Below are 19,819 nucleotides of genomic sequence, written 5' to 3'. Positions count from 1 at the left end.
GTTGTTCCTTTCTCGGTACTGGGGGTGTGCGGGTCCTGGGGTCAGCCGTTGATCATTCCGCCATCGATAGTGAGGGTCTTCCCTGTGATGTAGGCGGCGAGCGGGGAGGCCAGGAAGGTAACGGCTGACGCAACCTCCTGTGCCAGGCCAAGACGGCCCATGGGGATGTGTTGGATTGCCTGGGCGAGTGCCGCTTTTGGAACGGCCGCCACCATGTCGGTCTGAATGAAGCCGGGTGCCACCGCATTCACCCGGACGTTCTTTGCCGCAACCTCCGGGGCCAGCGTCTTCATCATGGCAACGATTCCGCCCTTGCTGGCTGCGTAGTTGGCCTGGCCCGGTCGCCCTGCAACTCCACTGGTGGACGCGACCATGACGATCGAGCCACCGGACGAGTACATGGCCTTGGTCGCCTCGCGCGTGCAGAGGAAGGTTCCGGTCAGATTCGTGTCGATCACCGAGCTCCACTTGGAGCGGCTCATTGTTGCAAGATGCCCGTCACTGGTGATTCCCGAGTTCAAGACCGCGGCGTCCAGGCGTCCGTAATGCTGGCGAATGATGCGGAAGGCTCTGGTCACTTGGTTCTCATCGGTTACGTCCATCTGCATTGTGATGCACTGGCGCCCGATGGCTTCAATGGATTCGGCGATTTGTGCCGCCTCGTTCTCCTTCCTTCGATAAGTGATGGCGAGGTTGCATCCCGCGGCCGCAAGGGCTGTCGCGCAGGCAGCGCCAATTCCGCGTGAGGCACCGCTCACGAATGCGACGGAGCCGGCGGGGAATACGTCGCGCAGAACGGCCGTGTTGTCGTTGATCTGTGTGGTGGTCATCGATTCACCTCAATCATGCTTGTGGCGTGTTTCCCGGGGTCGAACCCATTGATCTCGACTGCTGAAGAGGAGGCGGCAGCAATGACGACGGAGGCGACTGCGAGGTCGAGGATGCCGAGCCCGAAGGGTGAGAAAATGACACGGGAGTCAGGACTTGAGGACAGCGGCGCGCCAAGAAGGAGGTCTCCGATTCTCCCCGTGATGAAGTCCCGGTTGCCGGTCTGCTGAGTTGCCAGATCCAAGGACGTCGCTTCACGGCAGACGTGATCAGGATCGTCAACGACGTTGGCCGCTGCCAGGATCGAGGGCACTGACAGGTCTCGCAGCGACGTGTGCAGGACGACTTGGTGCCCCGGCCCGTGCCACGGCGGAAGGTCCAACCAATGACTCGAGTCGGTCGTGGCGATCGCGATGGTGTTGCTTGCGGCCAGAATCTCGTCGGGCTCCTTGGCGACACGGACCCGGGCCTCTGGGTGCGAAGCCTTGACGAGGTGCGAGAACTCATGGGCCCGCTCCCGCCTCAGATCGAAGGAGAGGACCTCGTTGATCTGGGGGTGCACGTGGAAGAGGTAGTCGATCGTTGCAAGATTGATTGTTCCGCAGCCGATGATGCCAATCGTGCTGACATGGTCTTCGGAGCCATGGAGGGCGGCGCTGGCCAGGGCGGCTGATGCTGCCGTTCGCGTTGCTGAAATCTGACTGGACTCCAGCAGGGCGGTCGGGTATCCCGTCTCCAGACTATTGAGGATGAGTACGGAGGAAGCTCGTTGCTGGCCCCGGTCGAGGTTTTCCGGGAAGGATGAGATCCACTTGATACCGGCTATGTCGAAGTCGCCTCCGATGTGGGCGGGAAGTGCGATGATCCGATCGTTCGGATACCCGGCCGGGCGGAGGAAGGTTGAGAATGGCAGCGATGTCTCTCCCGTCGAATGCAGCATGTATGCACTCTGTACGGCACTGAGAACCTGGCCATGACGCCCGACAAGCGCAGTTTCGACGGTCTCTCTGGTGTAGAGCTTCATGAGGCACTTCTGTTCAGGTCATACGAATTGGCGGGGTTGGGAGCCCCCCAGTCGGCGAGAGAGGGCAGCCCGGGGATGTGTGAGTCGACCCACGAGCGGCTGTAGATGGTGTCGATGTAGCGCTCGCCGCCGTCGGGGAGGATCGTCACCACGGTGGAACCAGCGGGAATCGTGGGAGACACTCGGTGAATGGCCGTCAGAATTGCTCCCGAGGATCCGCCGAGGAGAAGAGCCTCGGTGCGCAGGGCCTCCTGGCATCCCACGACGCAGTCCGCGTCGGAGACCAGAACCAGTTGGTCGGCGAGCCCCGCGCGCCACAGCGGCGGTCGCACTGACGCACCGTGTCCCGGGACACAGCGGGGATGGGGTGCTCCTGCCTCGTCGAAGATGGCGCTGCCCTTGGCGTCCACGGCGACGAGTCGGGTGCGTGGGGACAGCTTTCGCAATGCTTCGTGGCAGCCGCGAAGGGTTCCGCACGAGCCGGTCGCGCAGACAATCGTGTCAACCCGCGGGATTGCCTCGATGATCTCGCGGACAGTCCGCTCGTGAGCCGCCGGATTGTCGGGGTTCCCGTACTGATTCGGCCACCATGCATCTGGAATCTCTGACAGCAGTTCTCTTACCCTCTTGAGCCTCATGGGGAGGAATTCGCCACTCTCGGGATGAGGTTCTTCGATCACCTCAACAGTGGCCCCGAACGCTTCGATGAGTCGAATGTTCGTTGGCGTGGCCTTGGCATCGGTTACGCAGATGAAATTCAGGCCGTGCTCCTGGCACAGCATCGCCACGGCGATGCCGAGATTTCCCGAACTGGACTCGATGACGGTCGTACGGCCCGGGACGATCTCACCCCGTCGAATTGCCCGTTCGATCATGGATTGTGCTGCTCGATCCTTGATGCTTCCGCCAGGATTGAGCTTCTCGAGCTTGCCGTACACCTCGAAGGGGAGGCCGTCGAACAGATGGTCCATTCTTACGAGAGGGGTGTGACCGATCAGATTGGAGATGGATGTCGCGGTTGTGCCACGTGTTTCGGGATGTGTCTCAACTGTGGTCGTCATGTCGCTCCTTGGTCAGTTGCAGCCGGAATTCGTGGACGTAGTGGTGGCTCCGGGTGTCGTGCAGCCATGAGGATTGAGGCTCGGGCAGTGCTTCGGACATCGTCACGAGACTGTCTGGATTCTCTCGGGCGTCGCGCTGCAGTGATCGCGTGAAGACCGTGGCCATGGCGGGGGACTCGAAGGAGAAGTAGATCGGCTTGGGTTCGGAGGGGAACTTGACGAAGAGGTGGTCAGGAAGGTGATTCGTGACCTGCCACTCCCTCAGCCGAGCGTGTTTCTCGGCGGCTGAACCGTGCATGATGTCGATGGAGCCAGCGGGAAACCTCCAGGTACGACGGAACACGACGAGATTGTCAATGGTGAGCCGAGGGGCTGGTGAGCCGGGCAGCCCGATCTTGAACGCATCGGCGGCGACCATGGAGATGGGCACGCTCCACGCTTGTGCGATGGTCCAGAGCCTGCCATCGGGATCACGGATCATGAGTCCGTCCTCGGTCTGCTCGAACAGCAGTGCCGACATCGACCATGTGTTCGCACGGTCTTGATCGGCCGTCCGAGTGAACCCGATTGCGCGATCCCCCACTCCGACCGTCGCTGGAACCATGCGGCCGGTGTTGCGCCTCCATGTCTCGGGGAACAAGGGAACCAGACGTCGCAGGTTGAGCGCGGTGTTGATGCGATCGCGAATGGAACCATGGGGCAGCGACCACTCGAGCAACGGCATGTCGAGACTGCTCAGACAGGCATGTAGCTCACCCATGACTGCAGTGACTCGTCCGGAGGCGATGTTGTCAGTGCTCGAGGTGATGACCTGGAGGTCCGGGCTGTGCACTGACAGTTCTGGAATCGGGGTGCACACGGGGAACTGCTCGTCCACGGCGCCCGAGAGAGCGGACGATGTCGTGTCGATGCGACCGTCGACTGGCTGCAGCCCCTCGAGGACTCTGCTCCACCGCCGTGACAGTTCGGTCACGGCTCGCTGCAGTGGGGACGGTGAGTCCCCCCAGAACAGCGACATCGTGGACGGCCAGACATCAGCCATGGTCAGTGGCTGGTGGGAGGCCCGCTGCTTTCGATTTGCGAGGTCCGTGATTTCGGTGGTGTATTCCTTTGCCAAGGTCGCCGCGAACCAGTCAGCGGATTGTAGGACGAGGTTGAGGGGGGCGTCGAGGGCTTCGAGAAGCCGGGTCCCAACCTTGGCGGTTCCGGCGCGGGTGCAGTCCAGGTAGCACAGGCTGCGGGCTGCATATGCCTGGCCCGCACGTCTGTTCGAAGAGGTTCCTGTCACGGTTTCGAAAAGACGGGACAGGGATTCCGTCGCCTCCGTCAGGGACCGGGCGTCGGGAATGTTGCGGATGACCTCCAGAAGCTCGTCGAACCTCGTGAGAACAGCAGTGGCCTCATCTCGCAGCCCAGCGTCTCCGATCTGGGCAATGCGTTCGTGCAGGATGTCCCACGCGTGCACTGAGACAGGGATGTTGGCGTCCCAGATCACGGTGTGACGACGTTCATGGGCCACGAGGATCCTGCGCAACCGCTCGGGCTCCATGTCGAGGCTCTTGGCGATCTGGGCGGCGGGACGGGTGCCGTCGGTCAGGAAGAGAACTCGTGCCTCGTCCTCCCGGACCCGTCGTGGCTGGTGTCCAGCCACCGTCACGGTGCCTCTCTCCATGTTGAGGTCGACGGCGGGGGACAGGATTGGTGGCATCCACCACTGAAGGTCGGCCCGTGATGCCAGGGCTTTCCCGATCTCAATGACCGCCCACGCCTCCATTGCGACGTGGGAACGGTCGATCAGATGGTCGGAGGAGATGAATTCGACCGCAGAGGCCTCCGGGTCGACTTCGGCCCAGGCGAACGGGCCGAAGTATCCAATGGTCTCAGCCTTGGAACAGTAACGTTGCCAGTAGAGGGCGAGTTGGCGTACCTTGCGCCGAGTCGAAGCATTGATTCCGCTCGTGGACGACAGGGATTCGAAGGACCTCCACGCGGTGGGGTTCTGCCATGCGATGGCGCGCGATACTGCATCGTCCTTCAAGACGTTGATGAGCGCCCTTGCGCCGGACTCCTCGCGACTGGTGTATTCCTTCTCGAAGTGAGTTCTGTCGATGTCCCCGGCAAGAAAGGAGTCGAGGAGGGGGAGGATGTCGTCGGAGTCGAGCAGGGCCAAGCCTTCGGCTGGGAAGCCGGTGCTGCGCAGGAGCGCCCGCCCGAAGACGAGACGTTCGTGGGTGCCCCAGGGCAAGGTCTGCTGCAGGGTGTCGGTGGCGGTGCGTGTCGCGAGAGTCATTTCTGAACGTCCTCTCCCACCAGTGCACGGGCGAGACGACGAGCTCCTTCGACCAGATCAGCCGGGCGTGAATTGCTGAACGACACCCGCAGGCTCGGCGAATCGTGTCCGGCTGCGTCGAAGTGTTTCCCGGGCACCACGGCCACTCCGTTGTCGGCGGCGCGACGCGCAACGTCGATACCGCTGGTGCTGGCGACGTTCTCCAACCACAGGTAGAAGCCGCCCCGTGGTTCACGCCAGGTCCACGTGCCAGTGCAATTCGTTCTTGCCAGTTCAGCCTCGAGAGCCCCGATGAGGAGACGGGCTCGGTCGCGGTAGGAGGCGCGATAGCCCTCCAACAGTTCGTCCCATCCGTGACGACGGTGGTACTCGCCGATGATCGCTTGGTTGAGGGCTGATGGCGAGAGTGTCATGATCTCGCACACAGCGCGGAGTTTCTCGACAAGATTGGCGGGCGGATCGATCCAGCCGGAACGGACGCCCGGTGCGAACACCTTCGAGAAGGTGCCCAGGTAGATGACGCGCTGTGGGTCCATGGACTTCAGAGCTGGCCACGTCTGCCCGTCGAAGGACAGCATGCCGTACGGATCGTCCTCGATGAGGAGGAGGTCATTGTCAGCACACACCTTGAGCAGGGCCGCACGGCGGTTCTCGGACTGTACGGAGCCGGTGGGATTCTGGAAGGTGGGCGTGGTGTAGACGGCTGCGATGCGGCGGCCATTGGCCCGACCCTCTGCGACGGCGTGAGCGAGCGCGTCTGGGTTGAGCCCCTCCTCGTCACTGGCCACCCCCGTTGTTTCCACGCCGGCAGAGGCGAAGGCGGCCAGCGCCCCGGGATAGGTGGCGCAGTCACAGATGATCTCATCGCCGTCAAAGGCATTGATCACCATGGCCAGGCCCAGTTGGGAACCCGCGGTCGGGATCAGATTCCGCGGATCCGGTGACATGCATGTTCGTTCCGCCAGGTCCAGGATGGCCGGCACCAAGGAGGACGAGACCGAAGGGGTGGAGTATTGCAGGAGGATTCTTGAGCCGAGACGCATGATCCGGGACGTCAGTTCGGCGATCTGATTGCTCGGGAGCACGCTCAGATCGGGCAGCCCTCCTGAGAGAGAGATGCTTCCGGGGATGTGGTCGAACAGTTGCGGCATCTCCACACGGCGGCAAGGAACCATCGTCGTCATGTCGTCACACCGTCGCTTTCGGCTGCTCGACAAGGGACAGAAGACCGGAGGGCGTGGAACCCCTACCGTCGGCGAGGGACTCGGGATCCAGTTCGATGCCGAGGCTGTCCTCGATAGCGACCATGAGGGTGAGCATTCCGAGGGAGTCGATGCCCTGATCGACCAAAGGACGGTCGGGATCCACGATCGTCGCGGAGCAGGTGGACTCGATGAACTGGTTGAACTCGGCCTGGGTCATGGTGGTTTCCTTTCGTCTGTGGGTGTTGGCCTTCGCCGTCACGCCCTTGAGCGGATGGCCTCGGCGGCTGCTGACCGGTTTGGTTTCCCGTTACGGGTCAGGGGGATCTGCTGGAGTTGGTGGATGAATTGGGGTCGTCGCGCCCGGTCCAGGACGGTTTCGAGATGGCGGGCCAGGTTCTCGGGACTCGTGCTGCCGCAGTAGGCGATTTCAATGGGGGCCGAGTCGGAGGCCGGCTTGAGAGCGATGACTGCGTCGACGCCCGGCGCGGCTTCGGCGGCTATCTCGATCTCCTGCAGGCTGATTCGGATGCCGTGATGCTTGACGATCTCGTCGTCGCGCCCGAGGAGGTAGAGACGTCCCTCCTCATCCATCCAGCCGCGATCACCGGTGAACAGAGTGAGGCCGTGGCCGCTGGGTCGGAATCGTCCACTGGGACTGTTCGGCACCTGCCAGTAGCCGTTCATCACGGTCGGGCCGGACACCGTGATCTCCCCGTGCTCGCCCGCCGGAACCGGAACTCCCTGAGCGTCAACGATCTCGACGTGAGTGCTGGGCAGAGCTCTTCCCACGCTGTCCGGATGCGTCTCGTACTCCTCCACCGGAAGGATGGAGATGCGCTTGCACTCCGTCATGCCATACATCGACGCATAGCGGGAGCCGGGGAAGCTTGCGAGCAACTGGTTCGCGGTCTCGGGTGCCAGACGCGCCCCGGTATTCGTGAACAGTCTGACGATGGTCGGCAACTGATCACGACGCTGCAGGGTGATGAGCATTGACGCCATGGACGGCACGACTGGAACGACAGTGACGCCGTGACGGGCGATGTCGCGCACCAGGTTGCGGTCCTGCGCGCCTCCGTCCCGCAGGACAACCGCGCTACCGGAGATGGCAGACATCAGAATCTGATAGAGCCCGTAGTCGAAGGACAACGGCAGGCGACAGAGAATGACGTCGTCCGTGCGGTACCCGAGACAGTCATGGACGATCCGTGCGGCGGTGGCGACCTGCCGGTGGGGACACATGATCCCCTTCGGGAGACCCGTCGTGCCGGACGTATAGATGAGCATCGCAAGGTCATCGGGGCTGACCCGGGACAAGGACGGCAGAATACTCGTTGACTCCGGCCGCGTTGGAGGTGTGCTTGTCTTCATTCCGGGGGAGTTGAGGAGTTGGACGAGGTCCGGGCTGCCACACACCAGAGCTGGACGGCAGTCGTCGATGACTTGCTGCACCTGGGAGGCAGTGAGGTCCTGGTGCACCGGGACCATCGTCACGCCGTCGAGCAGGCAGGCCCACATGAGGGCTACCGTGCCTACGGTGCTTGGCGTCTGGAGAACGACCCTGTCCTGGCGGTGCACGCCATGGTCCCGCAGCCAGCGCCGAAAACCGTCGACGCGAGTCGCCAGTTCGGCCCACGTCACAACGTCATTGTGGGTGATGATCGCCAGGCGCTCAGCATGGTCCGAACAGGCTGTGAGGAAGTACTCGGGGATGAGCATCATGCCCCCTGAAGGACGGATACGGACTGGTCGATCCGCTGTGCAGCCTGGGCTGCCTCCCGTGGTGTGGTGATGCAGACCGTCACGAGGTCCGGGATCTGCCGAGACAAGAGCGACGCCTGCACCTTCCCCGGAGGGGCCGATAGGGCGAGTTCCGGCTGACGATCCGCGATCTGCTGGATGCAGAGATCCCATCGAACTGGCGCGGTCACCTGGGCAATCAGCCGTTCACGCAGGTCATTGCCGGACCGGACCTCCTGCCCGTCGAGGTTGGAGATGATCGGGTGCTGCGGGTCGGAGAAGGTGACGTCCTGAGCAGCTTGGGCGAAAGCGTCCTGCGCAGGTGTCATGTACTTGGTGTGAAAGGCGCCAGCAACTCGCAACGGCTTGACTGCGGTCCCGTTGGGAGGGGTCGCCACCAGTTCCGCGATCGCGTCGGTGGAGCCGGCCGCAACAATCTGTCCGCCTCCGTTGATGTTGGCAGCCGTGAGTCCCAGTTCCGAGAGCCGCCGGAGGACGTCATCCGGATTGTCACCAATGATGGCCGCCATGGTGGTCGGGTGGAGAGCGCAGGCCCGCGCCATGGCCAGTCCACGCCGTCGTGCAAGAGTGACGGCCGTCCCGGGATCAACTACCCCGGCGAGACACGCTGCTGTCAGCTCGCCCACGGAGTGTCCTGCGAGCACAATGTTCTGGTCGGCCAGGAGATCCGAGACGAGGACTCCGAGACAGACCAGTAGTGGCTGCGCATTCTCGGTCGCTGCCAAGGTTTCTGCATTCGCCCTGGTACCGAGCTCGACGAGGTCCACATCGGCCTGAGCGGACCATGCAGCAAGCTTCTCCGTGACGCCGGGGACCTTGAGCCATGGCGTGAGCAGGCGAGGCTTCTGCGCTCCTTGGCCCGCGGTGACCACTGCAATGAGGGGCTTGGTCATAACACTGCTCCTTCCGGAGATCGGCCGAATCTGTCACTGACGACCCGTGCTCTTGGTAAATCGACGGGAGGCCCAGAACACGAATCCGGCGAACCAGCAGAAGGTGCCGATGAGGGCAGCCGTCAGGGAGTCGTGGCCGCCCCCGATGTCGATGCCGTTGGTGAGCGGGTAACGAGCCAGCGCGGTGATGCCGTAGGCGGGGCTCCAGCGGCCAATGGTGAGCATCGTCCCGCTGAGGGGGACGAAGACGTTGCCCAGGAACGCCAGACCGGTGATGACCAGGCCGGGGACGTGCATGACGACCTCGGGACGCAGGGACAGTCCGAGAGCCAGGCCGAAGGCGGAGAAGATTGCTGAGCTGAGCCAAGCCGCCCCCAGTCCGATTACCCAGACCCGCAGCGTGCCGTGAGCTCCGGTCAACAGCCCGATGAGACCGATGAGCAGGGTCGGGGCCAGGGCGATGGCCATGGCGCAGAGGACCTTCACCAGCACGTACCCGACCGACGACAACGGCGTCAGGCGGATGGTGCGGGTCCACCCGTTGGCCTCGTCGACGGAGATGGAGGCTGCGTAGCTGGTGCTCGCAGTGGCCGCTCCGTAGACAGCGATGCCGATCATCATCCACATCGCGAAGTTCCCGTCCGGCAGCTCGGCGGTGTGGACGGTGCGGAACAGGGCCAGGTACAGAACTGCGGGGAGGGCGAGGTTGAACAGCATCGTCGAACGCCGGAAGGGGCGACGCATCTCGCACCACAAGTACTTCAGCGAGATGGCGGATCGGTGGCGGGCCTTGGGAGTGGCGACTGCGGGAAGCGCTTGGGCGGTCATGTCAGGACTCCTTGGTGGTTGAGGTGAGAGCGAGGAAGGCGTCGTCGAGGCTGCGGGGGACCACGCGCAGGTCGGTGCCGCCGAGCTGGATGACTCGCGCTGCGAGGGCATCGGAATCGGGATGGTGCAGATCAACGCGTGCGCCGCCCTGCTTGATGAGTTGGGTGCCCGGCAGATTCAGTCGTGCCAGGGAGAAGTCGGGAATGGTCGCCGTAACGGTGCAACCCCCCGACATGGTGCGGATCGCGTCGGAGGTGTCGTCGGCGATGACGCGGCCCTCCTTGATGAGGATGACCCGATCGGCGAACTCGTCCACCTCGTCGAGGTAGTGCGTTGCGAACAGAATTGTCCGACCACGACGCGTGTCCTCGTGGATCTCTGCCCAGAAGTCCCGGCGCGCCTCCACATCCATCCCCGCAGTGGGCTCGTCGAGGATGAGGAAGTCAGGATCGGGCAGCAGAGCCAGTGCGAAGCGAAGTCGTTGGCGCTCGCCTCCCGAGCACATCGACACCTGCCGATCGGCCAGATGCGTGATCCTTGCTCGCTCCATGCAGGCATTCATGTGGGAGCCACGATAGAGCGAGGAGATGATCTCCATGGTCTGCCCAATCGTGAGGTCGGGCAGCAACCCGCCGGTCTGTGTCATCGCGGTGCAGCGTCCCGACCGGGCCGCGCTGAGCGGGTCAGTACCGAAGACCTCGATCTGGCCGCTGTCGGGGCGGGTGAGGCCGAGAGCCATGTCGATGGTGGTGGACTTCCCGGCGCCGTTCGGGCCGAGGAATGCCACAACCTCACCACGCTCAACGGTGAATGACACGTCTTGCACGGCCTTGATGGCTTCTCCGCTGGAGCCACGGAATGTTTTCGAGACATTTTTCACGGTCAGAGGGCTTGTGTTTTTGATCATGATTTTCCTATTGGTCTCGTATGGAGTCCCTGCCTGAACAGGAGCATCGTCCACGCGGCTGCCCCTCATCCAGTGGTGGGGCGGAATTGGCGCGGGTCGTCACGCGGCGGAGGTGACGGGTGTCATCGCGGAATCCCCGATGGCGTCGTGCCGGAGGATCGGGGCGAACCGGGTCACAGTTGCGGGCAGGGGTCCGAGACTGCTGGCGATGGCCCACAACGTGCCCACGTTCGGCGGGCGCCAGGTCATGGTGGCGGCGTCGATCGTCGGAGCGTTGGAGAACTCCGGGCCGAGAGGTCTGATTCCATGCGCGTAGGCAACTCGCGCGATCCGGTGGCAGGCGAGAAAGATGTCGCGCGGTCGTTGTGAAGCGGTCCCCACCTGACGGCGCACCCCGTGCAGGACGACTTCCGCCTGACCGAGAGCGTCCACGGGGAGGAGTAGGTGAGCCAGTTTCGCTGCTGCATCGCGGGGTATGGAGTGGCTCCAGCCTGGTACTTCCGCGCTGAGGGGGAGGTTGTGGAGGCGGGCTCGGATCTCAGATCGATGGCAGTACTGGTGGGCTTGGGCCCGGTGCGCACCGTCGAGGACGAGGAATCTGTGGCCGATCGCCATGGCCTCGATGGGGGGAAGGGGATCCCCCCTCCTGATCGCGTCGGTGATCCTGAGGAGCTTGGTCGGATCGGTCTGCTCGTGCCACACGAGCAGCCGCGTGGGGATGCTTTCTGTTGTCATTGTCTGCGACCTCTCCGTGCGTTGTGGAATATCGCACGGAATTGATCATTGAATGCAGGTCAGAGCATGTCCAGATTCAGAACAGAAATCATTACAGTTGGGTGAGCATCTGCTTGATGATGGTCCGGGAATCATGTGACACAAGTCATGTGGATGACGTGGTGTCCACAAGGTCGACTCAGAACGCCCCGCGAATGTGTGCCGCGTCGAAGGCATTCTTGCAGTCCCGGCGGAGCGCGCGCAGCACGTCATGATGCTGGTTCGCGATGCACTTCGTCATCACCTGGAAGGTCATGGTGTCGCCGGTGATGTCGCCGACTCCCAAGACCAGGGGCTTGTCGAGCAGGGTGCCCTCGAATTCGACCGCAATATCGTCGAGGACCTTCCGGATGACCCGGATGACCTGATTCGGGTCCTCCAAGGCGTGCACCTTGATGTCGGTGAACGAGGTCGTCCATCCTTGAGTCACATTGCCGACCTTGGTGATTTCCCCGTTTCGAAGGTACCAGGCGGCACCATTCCAATCCCTGATTCGGGTCACGCGCAGGCCGACGTCCTCGACCAGGCCCTCCACCTCGTTGATCTTCACCGCGTCACCGACGCCATACTGGTCCTCGAAGATGATGAAAAGTCCCGCCAGGACATCCTTGACGAGCGTTTGCGCGCCGAAGGCCAGGGCGACGCCGACGATTCCGGCGGAGGTCAGGATTGGGGTGATCTTGATGCCAATGGTGCTGAATCCCGACAGCAGGGCGACGATGATAATGACGGCAACGCCGACATTCGAGAGCAGTCCGCCGACGGTCGTCGTGCGCTGATTCTGCCTGTCGAGAGTCGCACCTGTCGCTTCGGCGAGGATACGGCGGGTGCGCCCGGGCATGGTGGCCTCGCGCTTCTCCGAGCGCGACACCATGAGGCGAATCGTCCAGTCGACGCCTTTGCGTAGCAGCCAGCGGGCAACTATCGCAAGGGCGATGATGATGAGGATGTGGATCAGCGTGTCCCAGGTCCACACGTCGGACTTCAGCGGAGGCATGGTCTCCCTTCGCGGTCGGGTTCAGGTGACAGATGTGCTCTTGGTAACACTTCCACCTTCCCACTCCGGGCAAGAAAAAACCCTCCCCGGACGCGTCCGAGCCATCAACATGACAGGATCAAGGCATGAGTGACGACAACGTCTCCCCTGCAGCACGCCTTCCCGGCGGTGATCAGCCGGCCGCAGAGCGACCGCTGGATCCGCAAGACCTGCCTGAGCATCTGGCCGAGCCGACACAGATGCCTTCGACTGGCCCTCAGGTTGCCCAGGCCGTGGTCGAGGCCGTCGGCGGCACTCCGCGCGCCGACGGCATGGTCGATGCCGCTGAAGAAGTTCGTATCGACGTCCTGTCCTTCGCGGACGCACCTGCACCGGGATGGTCAACCTGGTCGACGGTGAGCTTGCACGCTGAGCCGAACTCAATAGCCCTCGTCGACGGGACCAGCAGTGACATTCGCGCTGAGCTCATGGTCGTGGGCGCTCCCGGCTCCGACGTCATGGGCAAGGTTCTGGGGTCGTGCGCTTTTGCGGTGCTGCGTGACCACTGGCCGATGGCCCCGGGAATCGTCTTCGGCGACGTCGTGTCGATGTACGCGCCGAATTCCACCACCCCGCATTTGATGTGGTGTCATCCATTCACCACCCCGCAACTCGACCGGGTGGAAATTGGTGATCTCAAGGTGCACTGGCTCCTGGGCGTCCCGATCACCGAGGCCGAACGTCAGTGGCTGGAGGTCAACGGCTTCGACGATTTTGTCGATCTGCTGGACGCCAAGGCGGTGAATTACACCGACCTGCAGCGTCCGTCGGCGGTGTGACGTCTCAGGCTGACTCCCGCCAAAGCACTTCGTTCGGTATGACGAGGTGGCGTTGGGGGAGTTCCTGACCACGAATCTGTGCAACCACCATGTCTGCCAGGGCGGCTCCGGTCGCCCTGGCATCACTTCGTACGGTCGACAATGGCGGATCGCTGAGGGTCGCAGCCGGCGCATCGTCGAACCCGACGACTCCGACATCCTGCGGTACTCGCCGCCCAGCTTCGTTGAGGACGCGGATCGCACCGGTGGCGAGTAGATCGGAGGCCGCGACGACTCCGTCGAGATCCGGGTAGCGCTGGAGGAGCTCGGACATTGCCCGTTCGCCTGCGGCGAGGGTCCACCCATCGACCGTGGTGTGCCCGAGCGCGGCATTTCTCGCACCTTGGTGGAACCCGTCGAGACGCAACGGGGTGACTGGTGCCCAGGAAGGCCCACCAATGGCGACCACTTTTGACCGACCAGTGGCCACCAGCCGTTCGGTAATGGCTCGGGCACCTCCGACGTTGTCCGTGTCAGCGGAGGGGATGTCGGATCCGGGGAATGGCGTTGATGCCGTCACGAGCGGGATATTTGTCGCCATGAGGCGTGCAACGAGCGGATCCTCGTTGGTCATGGCGACCAGAATCGCCGCGTCGAAGGATCCTCCGGCAATCAATGATCCCACACGTTCTGCTGAGCGGGGATCATCGACGAGGGCAAGCAGCATCTGGTAGCCGTGCTCCGACAAACGAAGGTTCGCGCCGGATGCCATCGGGGACAGGGTCGGCTCGGTGTAGAAGACATTGACGTTCTCGCGGGCGACGAGGACCACGGTGTCAGTTGACTGAACCCGTAGTGACCTTGCTGCCCGATTGGGTACGTAACCGGTGGTGATGATCGCGTCAGCCACGGCACGAGCAGTTGCGGGGGCCACATTGGTGTGACCGTTGAGAACTCGTGACACCGTCGCATGGGATACGCCGGCCACCCGAGCCACGTCATGCATGGTGGGCCGACCTGTGTCCTCGCTCATCGGCAATCCTCCTTTTGTCCCCGGATCGTCATCGGCGACGCTCCGATTGTGGGCCCTCACTTGTCGGAGTGGGGTGGCATGCCGTAATGTACACGTGTACACGACGTTTGTGGCGGATCCAAGGCGGTCTCCACCACACGCCGGTCAACATCCCGAGGATGCGGGCTCTCCGCGTCCCGACGCTCAAGGAAGAGGGTTGACATGATCACACGCCGTACTCGTCGGGTGGCCTCTGTGGCTGCGATGGTCGCCGGAACGCTCGTTCTCGGTGCCTGTGGCAGTTCCTCGGAAGGATCCGGGTCGTCGAGCCAGAGCGCTTCGCAGTCCGCTGCCACATCTGCGTCCGGCCCGGTCACCATTAAGTACCTGCATCGTCTTCCCGACGGCGAGGGCATGACAAAGGTTGCTGACGTCGTCAAGAAGTGGAACTCCGAGCACCCCGACATCAAGGTCGAGACGACGAAGTTCCCAGGCAAGGCCAACGAGCTCATGCCGAAGCTCGAGGCCGACGTCAAGGCCGGAACCGCCCCCTGCCTGGTGCAGGCCGGATATGCCGAGGTCCCGGACATGTACGTCAAGGGCCTGGTCCAGGACGTCACCAGCGAAGCTGAGAAGTACAAGGACCACTTTTCCGGCGCCTACGGGCAGATGTCGGTCGGCGATAAGGTCGTCGGTCTCCCCCAGGACACCGGCCCGCTGATCTACGTCTACAACGAGGCTGAGTTCAAGAAGCTCGGCATCGAGGTTCCGAAGACCTCCGATGAACTGCTCACCGCTGCCAAGAAAGCCGCGGCCAAGGGCAAGTACATTCTCGGGTTCGAGCCCGATGAGGCCCAGAACTCGCTGTCCGCCCAGGCGGCTGCCGCTGGTGCCGTCTGGTACTCCGCCGAGGGTGACAAGTGGAAGGTTGACACCAACGGCGACAAGACCAAGGTCGTTGCTGACTTCTGGCAGAAGGCCCTCGACGACAAGAGCGCCCTCACCGACGCTCGTTGGAGCGACGCCTACACGAAGGCTCTCGTCAACGGAAAGCTCATCGGCAACATTGCTGCTGCCTGGGAGACCGGCTTCATGCTCGACGCCTTGGACAAGACGCCTTACAACGGCCAATGGCGTGTGGCTCAGCTGCCGCCCTTCGGTGGCTCTGAGCTGACCGGTCCTGACGGTGGTTCCGGCGTGGCGGTGGTCAAGGGCTGCAAGTACGCCGCCCAGGCGATGCAGTTCAACGACTGGTTCAACACCCAGGTCGATGACCTTGCCACCCAGGGGCTGGTTCCCGCCGCCAAGGGCCAGGTGACCACCCCCGAGAAGATGAAGAAGCAGTTCGGCGGACAGGACGTCATGGCTGAGCTCGCCAAGGCCAACGAGAAGCTCGCTCCTAAGTTCGGTTACATCCCTGGATTCGCCGTTGTGGGCACAAAGATGAATGAGAAGGCTGCCGATGCCGCAGCCGGCAAGGTCAAGGTATCGGACATCTTCCAGACCGCTCAGGACACTTCGGTCAAGGCGCTCAAGGACGCCGGCCTTCCGGTCAACGAGTGATGTCGACTGGGGCCGGGATCAATTGCCGGCCCCAGATCCCATCTGTCGCATGACGAGCGCGGATCGGGACAACGATTTTCGTCAGCTCGGGGCCTCTTGAGCTCCAAGAGGCCCCGGTCCTCACCCCAGCAGACATTTTTGGTCCGCCATGGACGCGGTTCCCGGTGGTCGGCAATTGGCCACCTCACGAACGGTGCGAGACGATCCACACCGTGACAGTTCCTTACAGGAGACGTCATGTCCTCAACCACGATGGCCAGTCGAAAGGCCAGACACGAGGCGCTGACCGGCTGGCTCTTCGCGTTGCCGTTCACCGTCGTCTTCATCATCGTGTTCATCGCCCCCATCATCGAGAGCATCCGGGCAGGCTTCCACAGGCAGGTTGCCGAAGGCGGTGGGCTGTTCGGTGGCGGCCAGACGGTGGAGAAATTCGTCGGTCTGCAGAACTTCCAGGAGGTGTGCACGAATCCGGCCTTCTGGCACGGTATTGGTCGCGTCATGCTCTTCGGAATCTTCCAGATCCCGATCATGATCCTGGCGGCGCTGTTCCTGGCCCTGGTCATCGACTCCTACTTGGTGCGCCACCCCGGATTCTGGCGCCTCTCCTACTTCCTGCCCTACGCGATTCCGGGTCTCGTCGGCGCAATCATGTGGACCTACCTCTACCTGCCCGAAATCTCCCCGTTCGCCGGGCATCTCGGCTTCAGTCTGCTGAGCTCCCACGTCATCCTGGGCTCAATGGCCAACATGACGACGTGGACGTTCACCGGCTACAACATGCTCATCTTCTTGGCCGCCTTGCAGGCCATCCCGTCGGATCTCTACGAGGCAGCTCGCATCGACGGTGCTTCCGGGTGGCAGATCATGACGAAGATCAAGATCCCGATGGTTCGCGGTGCTGCGCTGCTGGCCGTCCTGCTGTCGATCATCGGCACCGTCCAGCTCTTCAACGAGCCGACGGTTCTGGCCACCGTGGCGACCTGGATGCCGCGTGACTACACCCCGATGATGATGGCCTACAACACCATGAACGGAAATATCAGCCCGAGTGGTGCCGGACCGGCCTCGGCAGTGTCCATCATGATGGCGTTGGTTGCTGGAGTGCTCGCAATGATCTATGCCCTCGTCCAGAGGAAGGCGGACTGACATGGCACGCGACAAGACCGCCGTCACCAAGGATGGCATTCGCTATCGTCCGTCGCTGGCGGGGCTGCCGCCGCGCTCCATTGCTCCCTCCAAGACAGCTAGGACGATCACTTTCGTGATCCTGGCCTTCGTGGCCTGCTACTTCTTGCTTCCCATCATCTGGTTGGTCGTCGCATCAACCAAGAACAACACCGATCTCGTGAGCACCCCCGGATTCGCCTTCGGCGAGTTCAACTGGGCCACCAACTGGCATTCCCTGATGGCCTGGACCAAGGGGATGTTCCCGCGTTGGGTCCTCAACTCGCTGGTCTACTCGACCGTGGCAGGTGCCGTTGGGACGATCATTTCTGTCGCCTGCGGGTATGCGATGGCAAAGTTCCAGTTCCCGGGGCGCCGGGTGCTGCTCGTCGTCATCATGACCGGCTTGCTGATGCCGGTGGCACTGCTCACCGTTCCGCTCTACCTGCTGTTCATCAAGATGCATCTGGTCAATACCGTGTGGGCGATGATCATCCCGTCGATGGTGAGCCCCTTCGGGGTCTTCCTCGGCAACGTTTACGCCGATTCGTCGGTTCCGACTGAGCTTCTAGAGGCTGCTCGCATCGACGGGGCTGGCGAATTCCGAATCTTCTCCACGATGGTATTGCGCCTGCTGGCTCCTGCCATGGTGACGATCTTCCTGTTCATTTTCGTCGCCACGTGGAACAACTTCCTATTGCCGTTGATGATGATCACCAACGAGAGTCTGCAGCCGGTGACCCAGGGCCTCTACGGCATGATGGCCTACTTCGCCCCGGACAAGGGTGCCGTGATGCTGGCCTCTGTCATTGGCGTCATTCCGCTGGTGATTTTGTTCCTGGTACTCCAGCGTTACTGGCAGTCCGGGCTCGCCGCCGGCGCCGTCAAGGGCTGATGACAGCTGGGGTCCGATAGGACTTCAGCAGCATGGATTCCATCCTCGGTGGGATCCCCCCTATGGGGACCCTCGGACCGGTCAAGGGCAGTTCGCGCCCTGAGGACGCTTGCTCCTCCTGTCCCCTTCCTGCCGTGTATAAAAACATCGGGCCGGTCACTGTCAATGCAGTGACCGGCCCGATACGTCGTTGGGGCGGCGAAAATCACTCAGCGGCGCTGGGGTGAGTCATGTCGGCGGGAACGACCCACTTGTCGAAGTCCTCCTCGCTCATGCCACCGATCGTCAGAGCGGACTCACGCAGACTGATGCCCTTGTGATGCGCGTTCTTGGCGATCTTTGAGGCCAGGTCGTAACCGATGTGACGGTTGAGAGCCGTGACCTGCATGAGGTTCTTGTCGAGATTCTCCTTGATCTTGTCGGGGTTCGGCTCGATGCCGTAGGCGCAATGCTTGTCGAAGCTGATGCACGAATCGGCGATGAGGCGGATCGACTCCAGGCAGGCGTGAGCCATGACGGGCTTGAACACGTTGAGCTGGAAGTTGCCCTGAGAACCGGCGAAACCGACCGTCGCGTCATTGCCGAATACGCGGGTGGCGACCATCGTCATGGCCTCGCACTGGGTCGGGTTGACCTTGCCAGGCATGATCGAGGAGCCGGGCTCGTTCTCGGGGATGAGGAGCTCACCGATGCCGTTGCGGGGGCCGGATGCGTACCAGCGAACGTCGTTGGCGATCTTCATGAGGGCGTCGGCGAGAACTCGCAGGGACCCGGAGACCTGCACCAGAGCGTCGTGGGCGCTCAGTGCGGCGAAGAGGTTGTCGGCCTGCTTGAACTCGATGCCGGTCTCCTCGGTCGCATGCTTGGCGACGGTCGGGCCGAAGTCGGGGTGAGCGTTGAGGCCGGTGCCGACAGCGGTGCCGCCGATGGCCAGCTCGCGAGCGCGGGAGTCGGCGTAACGGATGCCGTCGAGGGCGAAGTCGATCTGGGCGACCCAGCCGCTGATGACCTGGCCGAGCCGTATCGGGGTGGCGTCCTGCAGGTGGGTGCGGCCAACCATCACGACGTCGTCGTACTTCTTGGCCTTCTCGTCGAGGGTGTCGCGAAGCTGCTGGACGGCGGGGTACAGGCGCTCATTGAGGGCGCAGACGACGGCGATGTGCATGGCCGTCGGGAAGGTGTCGTTGGAGGACTGGCCGCGGTTGACGTGGTCGTTCGGGTGGACCGGCTTCTTCGAGCCGCGCTCGCCCCCAGCCAGCTCGATGGCGCGGTTGCTGATGACCTCGTTGGTGTTCATGTTGGACTGGGTGCCCGAACCGGTCTGGAAGACGACCAGTGGGAACTCGTCATCGAGCTTTCCGGCGATGACCTCGTCAGCGGCCTGGACGATGAAGTCGGCGACGTCGCCCGGCAGCTCACCCAGTTCCTTGTTGGCCAGTGCCGCGGACTTCTTGAGGGTTCCGAGAGCACGGATCATGTCTCGGCCCCAGACGAAGGTGTCACGACCGATCTCGAAGTTGTGAAGGGAGCGCTGTGTCTGGGCGCCCCAGTAATGCTCGGCGGGTACTTCGACCTCGCCCATGCTGTCTTTCTCAATGCGCATCTCTGCCATGTCGCAAGCCTACTTTGCAGGTGGGTGACGGGACTGGGTGGGGTGTTGGGATTTTTCGTCAACGAGCACTGGTGGCGGGATGACGCAGAGTGCCTACTCCTGGCAAATGATCTGCCGGAATGTTCACGGTTCTGTGGGGGCGCGGACGAAAACGGTCATCTCGCTGGAGCCGTGGGCATTGGGGTGCAAGCATCACGTTCGAATCGAC

18 protein-coding genes are annotated in these 19,819 nt (G+C 62.8%); 4 read left to right on the top strand and 14 right to left on the bottom strand.

Annotation, left to right across the window (positions count from 1 at the left end; translation table 11 throughout):
* Positions 1 to 41: 41 nt before the first annotated feature.
* From fabG to ACP8LP_RS12010, 12 genes are all read right to left on the bottom strand, one after another.
* Positions 42 to 830: a 3-oxoacyl-ACP reductase FabG gene (fabG, locus tag ACP8LP_RS12065; protein ID WP_002522754.1), complete on the bottom strand. Its 789-nt coding sequence runs from the start codon at positions 828 to 830 to the stop codon at positions 42 to 44.
* Positions 827 to 1,852: a 2,3-diaminopropionate biosynthesis protein SbnB gene (gene sbnB / locus ACP8LP_RS12060; protein WP_063279836.1), complete on the bottom strand. Its 1,026-nt coding sequence runs from the start codon at positions 1,850 to 1,852 to the stop codon at positions 827 to 829. The genes fabG and sbnB overlap by 4 nt, the downstream gene beginning before the upstream one ends.
* Positions 1,849 to 2,913 (bottom strand): 2,3-diaminopropionate biosynthesis protein SbnA, encoded by a 1,065-nt coding sequence (gene sbnA / locus ACP8LP_RS12055; RefSeq protein WP_002550502.1) that lies wholly within the window; start codon positions 2,911 to 2,913, stop codon positions 1,849 to 1,851. Before sbnA ends, sbnB begins: the two co-directional genes overlap by 4 nt.
* Positions 2,897 to 5,203: a lantibiotic dehydratase gene (locus ACP8LP_RS12050; RefSeq protein WP_063279835.1), complete on the bottom strand. Its 2,307-nt coding sequence runs from the start codon at positions 5,201 to 5,203 to the stop codon at positions 2,897 to 2,899. Before ACP8LP_RS12050 ends, sbnA begins: the two co-directional genes overlap by 17 nt.
* A complete protein-coding gene (locus ACP8LP_RS12045; protein WP_002522750.1) occupies positions 5,200 to 6,387 on the bottom strand; it encodes an aminotransferase-like domain-containing protein in 1,188 nt (395 codons plus the stop codon). The genes ACP8LP_RS12050 and ACP8LP_RS12045 overlap by 4 nt, the downstream gene beginning before the upstream one ends.
* A gap of 4 nt (positions 6,388 to 6,391) precedes the next feature.
* Entirely contained in the window at positions 6,392 to 6,667 is a 276-nt protein-coding gene (locus ACP8LP_RS12040; RefSeq protein ID WP_002522749.1) for an acyl carrier protein, read from the bottom strand.
* The gene (locus ACP8LP_RS12035; RefSeq protein ID WP_002522748.1) at positions 6,664 to 8,130 is read right to left on the bottom strand and encodes a class I adenylate-forming enzyme family protein; all 1,467 of its coding nucleotides are present in this window, start codon (positions 8,128 to 8,130) and stop codon (positions 6,664 to 6,666) included. Before ACP8LP_RS12035 ends, ACP8LP_RS12040 begins: the two co-directional genes overlap by 4 nt.
* Positions 8,127 to 9,062, bottom strand: coding sequence for an ACP S-malonyltransferase (locus ACP8LP_RS12030; protein WP_138237737.1), 936 nt, complete (start codon positions 9,060 to 9,062; stop codon positions 8,127 to 8,129). Before ACP8LP_RS12030 ends, ACP8LP_RS12035 begins: the two co-directional genes overlap by 4 nt.
* A 33-nt stretch (positions 9,063 to 9,095) precedes the next feature.
* Positions 9,096 to 9,890 carry an ABC transporter permease gene (locus ACP8LP_RS12025; RefSeq protein WP_002522746.1) on the bottom strand — a complete coding sequence of 265 codons (795 nt, stop codon included), beginning with the start codon at positions 9,888 to 9,890 and terminating at the stop codon, positions 9,096 to 9,098.
* Position 9,891: 1 nt separating this feature from the next.
* Positions 9,892 to 10,866, bottom strand: a complete 975-nt coding sequence (locus ACP8LP_RS12020; protein WP_002522745.1) for an ABC transporter ATP-binding protein — start codon at positions 10,864 to 10,866, stop codon at positions 9,892 to 9,894.
* Positions 10,867 to 10,896: 30 nt separating this feature from the next.
* Positions 10,897 to 11,532, bottom strand: coding sequence for a ParB N-terminal domain-containing protein (locus tag ACP8LP_RS12015; protein ID WP_063279834.1), 636 nt, complete (start codon positions 11,530 to 11,532; stop codon positions 10,897 to 10,899).
* Between the two features lie 178 nt (positions 11,533 to 11,710).
* On the bottom strand, positions 11,711 to 12,568 hold the full coding sequence (locus ACP8LP_RS12010) for a mechanosensitive ion channel family protein (RefSeq protein WP_138237738.1): 858 nt from the start codon (positions 12,566 to 12,568) through the stop codon (positions 11,711 to 11,713).
* A gap of 125 nt (positions 12,569 to 12,693) precedes the next feature.
* Here ACP8LP_RS12010 and ACP8LP_RS12005 point away from each other — a divergent pair, with 125 nt between their 5' ends.
* The gene (locus tag ACP8LP_RS12005; protein WP_002526085.1) at positions 12,694 to 13,386 is read left to right on the top strand and encodes a suppressor of fused domain protein; all 693 of its coding nucleotides are present in this window, start codon (positions 12,694 to 12,696) and stop codon (positions 13,384 to 13,386) included.
* 4 nt (positions 13,387 to 13,390) lie between these two features.
* Here the strand turns inward: ACP8LP_RS12005 and ACP8LP_RS12000 are convergent, their stop codons facing one another.
* Positions 13,391 to 14,371, bottom strand: coding sequence for a LacI family DNA-binding transcriptional regulator (locus ACP8LP_RS12000; RefSeq protein WP_171023559.1), 981 nt, complete (start codon positions 14,369 to 14,371; stop codon positions 13,391 to 13,393).
* A gap of 252 nt (positions 14,372 to 14,623) precedes the next feature.
* On the opposite strand from ACP8LP_RS12000, the gene ACP8LP_RS11995 reads away from it, so the two are divergent.
* From ACP8LP_RS11995 to ACP8LP_RS11985, 3 genes are all read left to right on the top strand, one after another.
* Complete coding sequence (locus ACP8LP_RS11995) at positions 14,624 to 15,940, top strand: ABC transporter substrate-binding protein (protein ID WP_279187108.1); 1,317 nt, start codon at positions 14,624 to 14,626, stop codon at positions 15,938 to 15,940.
* A 252-nt stretch (positions 15,941 to 16,192) separates the two neighbouring features.
* Positions 16,193 to 17,086 carry a carbohydrate ABC transporter permease gene (locus ACP8LP_RS11990; RefSeq protein WP_279187109.1) on the top strand — a complete coding sequence of 298 codons (894 nt, stop codon included), beginning with the start codon at positions 16,193 to 16,195 and terminating at the stop codon, positions 17,084 to 17,086.
* Position 17,087: 1 nt separating this feature from the next.
* A complete protein-coding gene (locus tag ACP8LP_RS11985; protein ID WP_016666518.1) occupies positions 17,088 to 17,999 on the top strand; it encodes a carbohydrate ABC transporter permease in 912 nt (303 codons plus the stop codon).
* Positions 18,000 to 18,204: 205 nt separating this feature from the next.
* Here ACP8LP_RS11985 and fumC read toward each other — a convergent pair whose 3' ends face one another.
* Complete coding sequence (gene fumC / locus ACP8LP_RS11980; protein ID WP_484483186.1) at positions 18,205 to 19,611, bottom strand: class II fumarate hydratase; 1,407 nt, start codon at positions 19,609 to 19,611, stop codon at positions 18,205 to 18,207.
* Positions 19,612 to 19,819: the final 208 nt, after the last annotated feature.

This window comes from Cutibacterium sp. LaCa_89 (assembly GCF_058177555.1).
Note: the sequence above shows the minus strand (reverse complement) of the source record. Positions and strands in the feature narration are given on the sequence as shown.

Coding starts and splice junctions, on each gene's coding strand:
- ACP8LP_RS12005 (WP_002526085.1), top strand. CDS start 12,694: ATGAGTGACGACAACGTCTCCCCTGCAGCACGCCTTCCCGGCGGTGAT.
- fabG (WP_002522754.1), bottom strand. CDS start 830: ATGACCACCACACAGATCAACGACAACACGGCCGTTCTGCGCGACGTA.
- sbnB (WP_063279836.1), bottom strand. CDS start 1,852: ATGAAGCTCTACACCAGAGAGACCGTCGAAACTGCGCTTGTCGGGCGT.
- ACP8LP_RS11990 (WP_279187109.1), top strand. CDS start 16,193: ATGGCCAGTCGAAAGGCCAGACACGAGGCGCTGACCGGCTGGCTCTTC.
- ACP8LP_RS12045 (WP_002522750.1), bottom strand. CDS start 6,387: ATGACGACGATGGTTCCTTGCCGCCGTGTGGAGATGCCGCAACTGTTC.
- ACP8LP_RS12010 (WP_138237738.1), bottom strand. CDS start 12,568: ATGCCTCCGCTGAAGTCCGACGTGTGGACCTGGGACACGCTGATCCAC.
- ACP8LP_RS12030 (WP_138237737.1), bottom strand. CDS start 9,062: ATGACCAAGCCCCTCATTGCAGTGGTCACCGCGGGCCAAGGAGCGCAG.
- ACP8LP_RS12035 (WP_002522748.1), bottom strand. CDS start 8,130: ATGATGCTCATCCCCGAGTACTTCCTCACAGCCTGTTCGGACCATGCT.
- fumC (WP_484483186.1), bottom strand. CDS start 19,611: ATGGCAGAGATGCGCATTGAGAAAGACAGCATGGGCGAGGTCGAAGTA.
- ACP8LP_RS11985 (WP_016666518.1), top strand. CDS start 17,088: ATGGCACGCGACAAGACCGCCGTCACCAAGGATGGCATTCGCTATCGT.
- ACP8LP_RS12025 (WP_002522746.1), bottom strand. CDS start 9,890: ATGACCGCCCAAGCGCTTCCCGCAGTCGCCACTCCCAAGGCCCGCCAC.
- ACP8LP_RS12020 (WP_002522745.1), bottom strand. CDS start 10,866: ATGAGGGGCAGCCGCGTGGACGATGCTCCTGTTCAGGCAGGGACTCCA.
- ACP8LP_RS12050 (WP_063279835.1), bottom strand. CDS start 5,203: ATGACTCTCGCGACACGCACCGCCACCGACACCCTGCAGCAGACCTTG.
- ACP8LP_RS12015 (WP_063279834.1), bottom strand. CDS start 11,532: ATGACAACAGAAAGCATCCCCACGCGGCTGCTCGTGTGGCACGAGCAG.
- sbnA (WP_002550502.1), bottom strand. CDS start 2,913: ATGACGACCACAGTTGAGACACATCCCGAAACACGTGGCACAACCGCG.
- ACP8LP_RS12000 (WP_171023559.1), bottom strand. CDS start 14,371: ATGCATGACGTGGCTCGGGTGGCCGGCGTATCCCATGCGACGGTGTCA.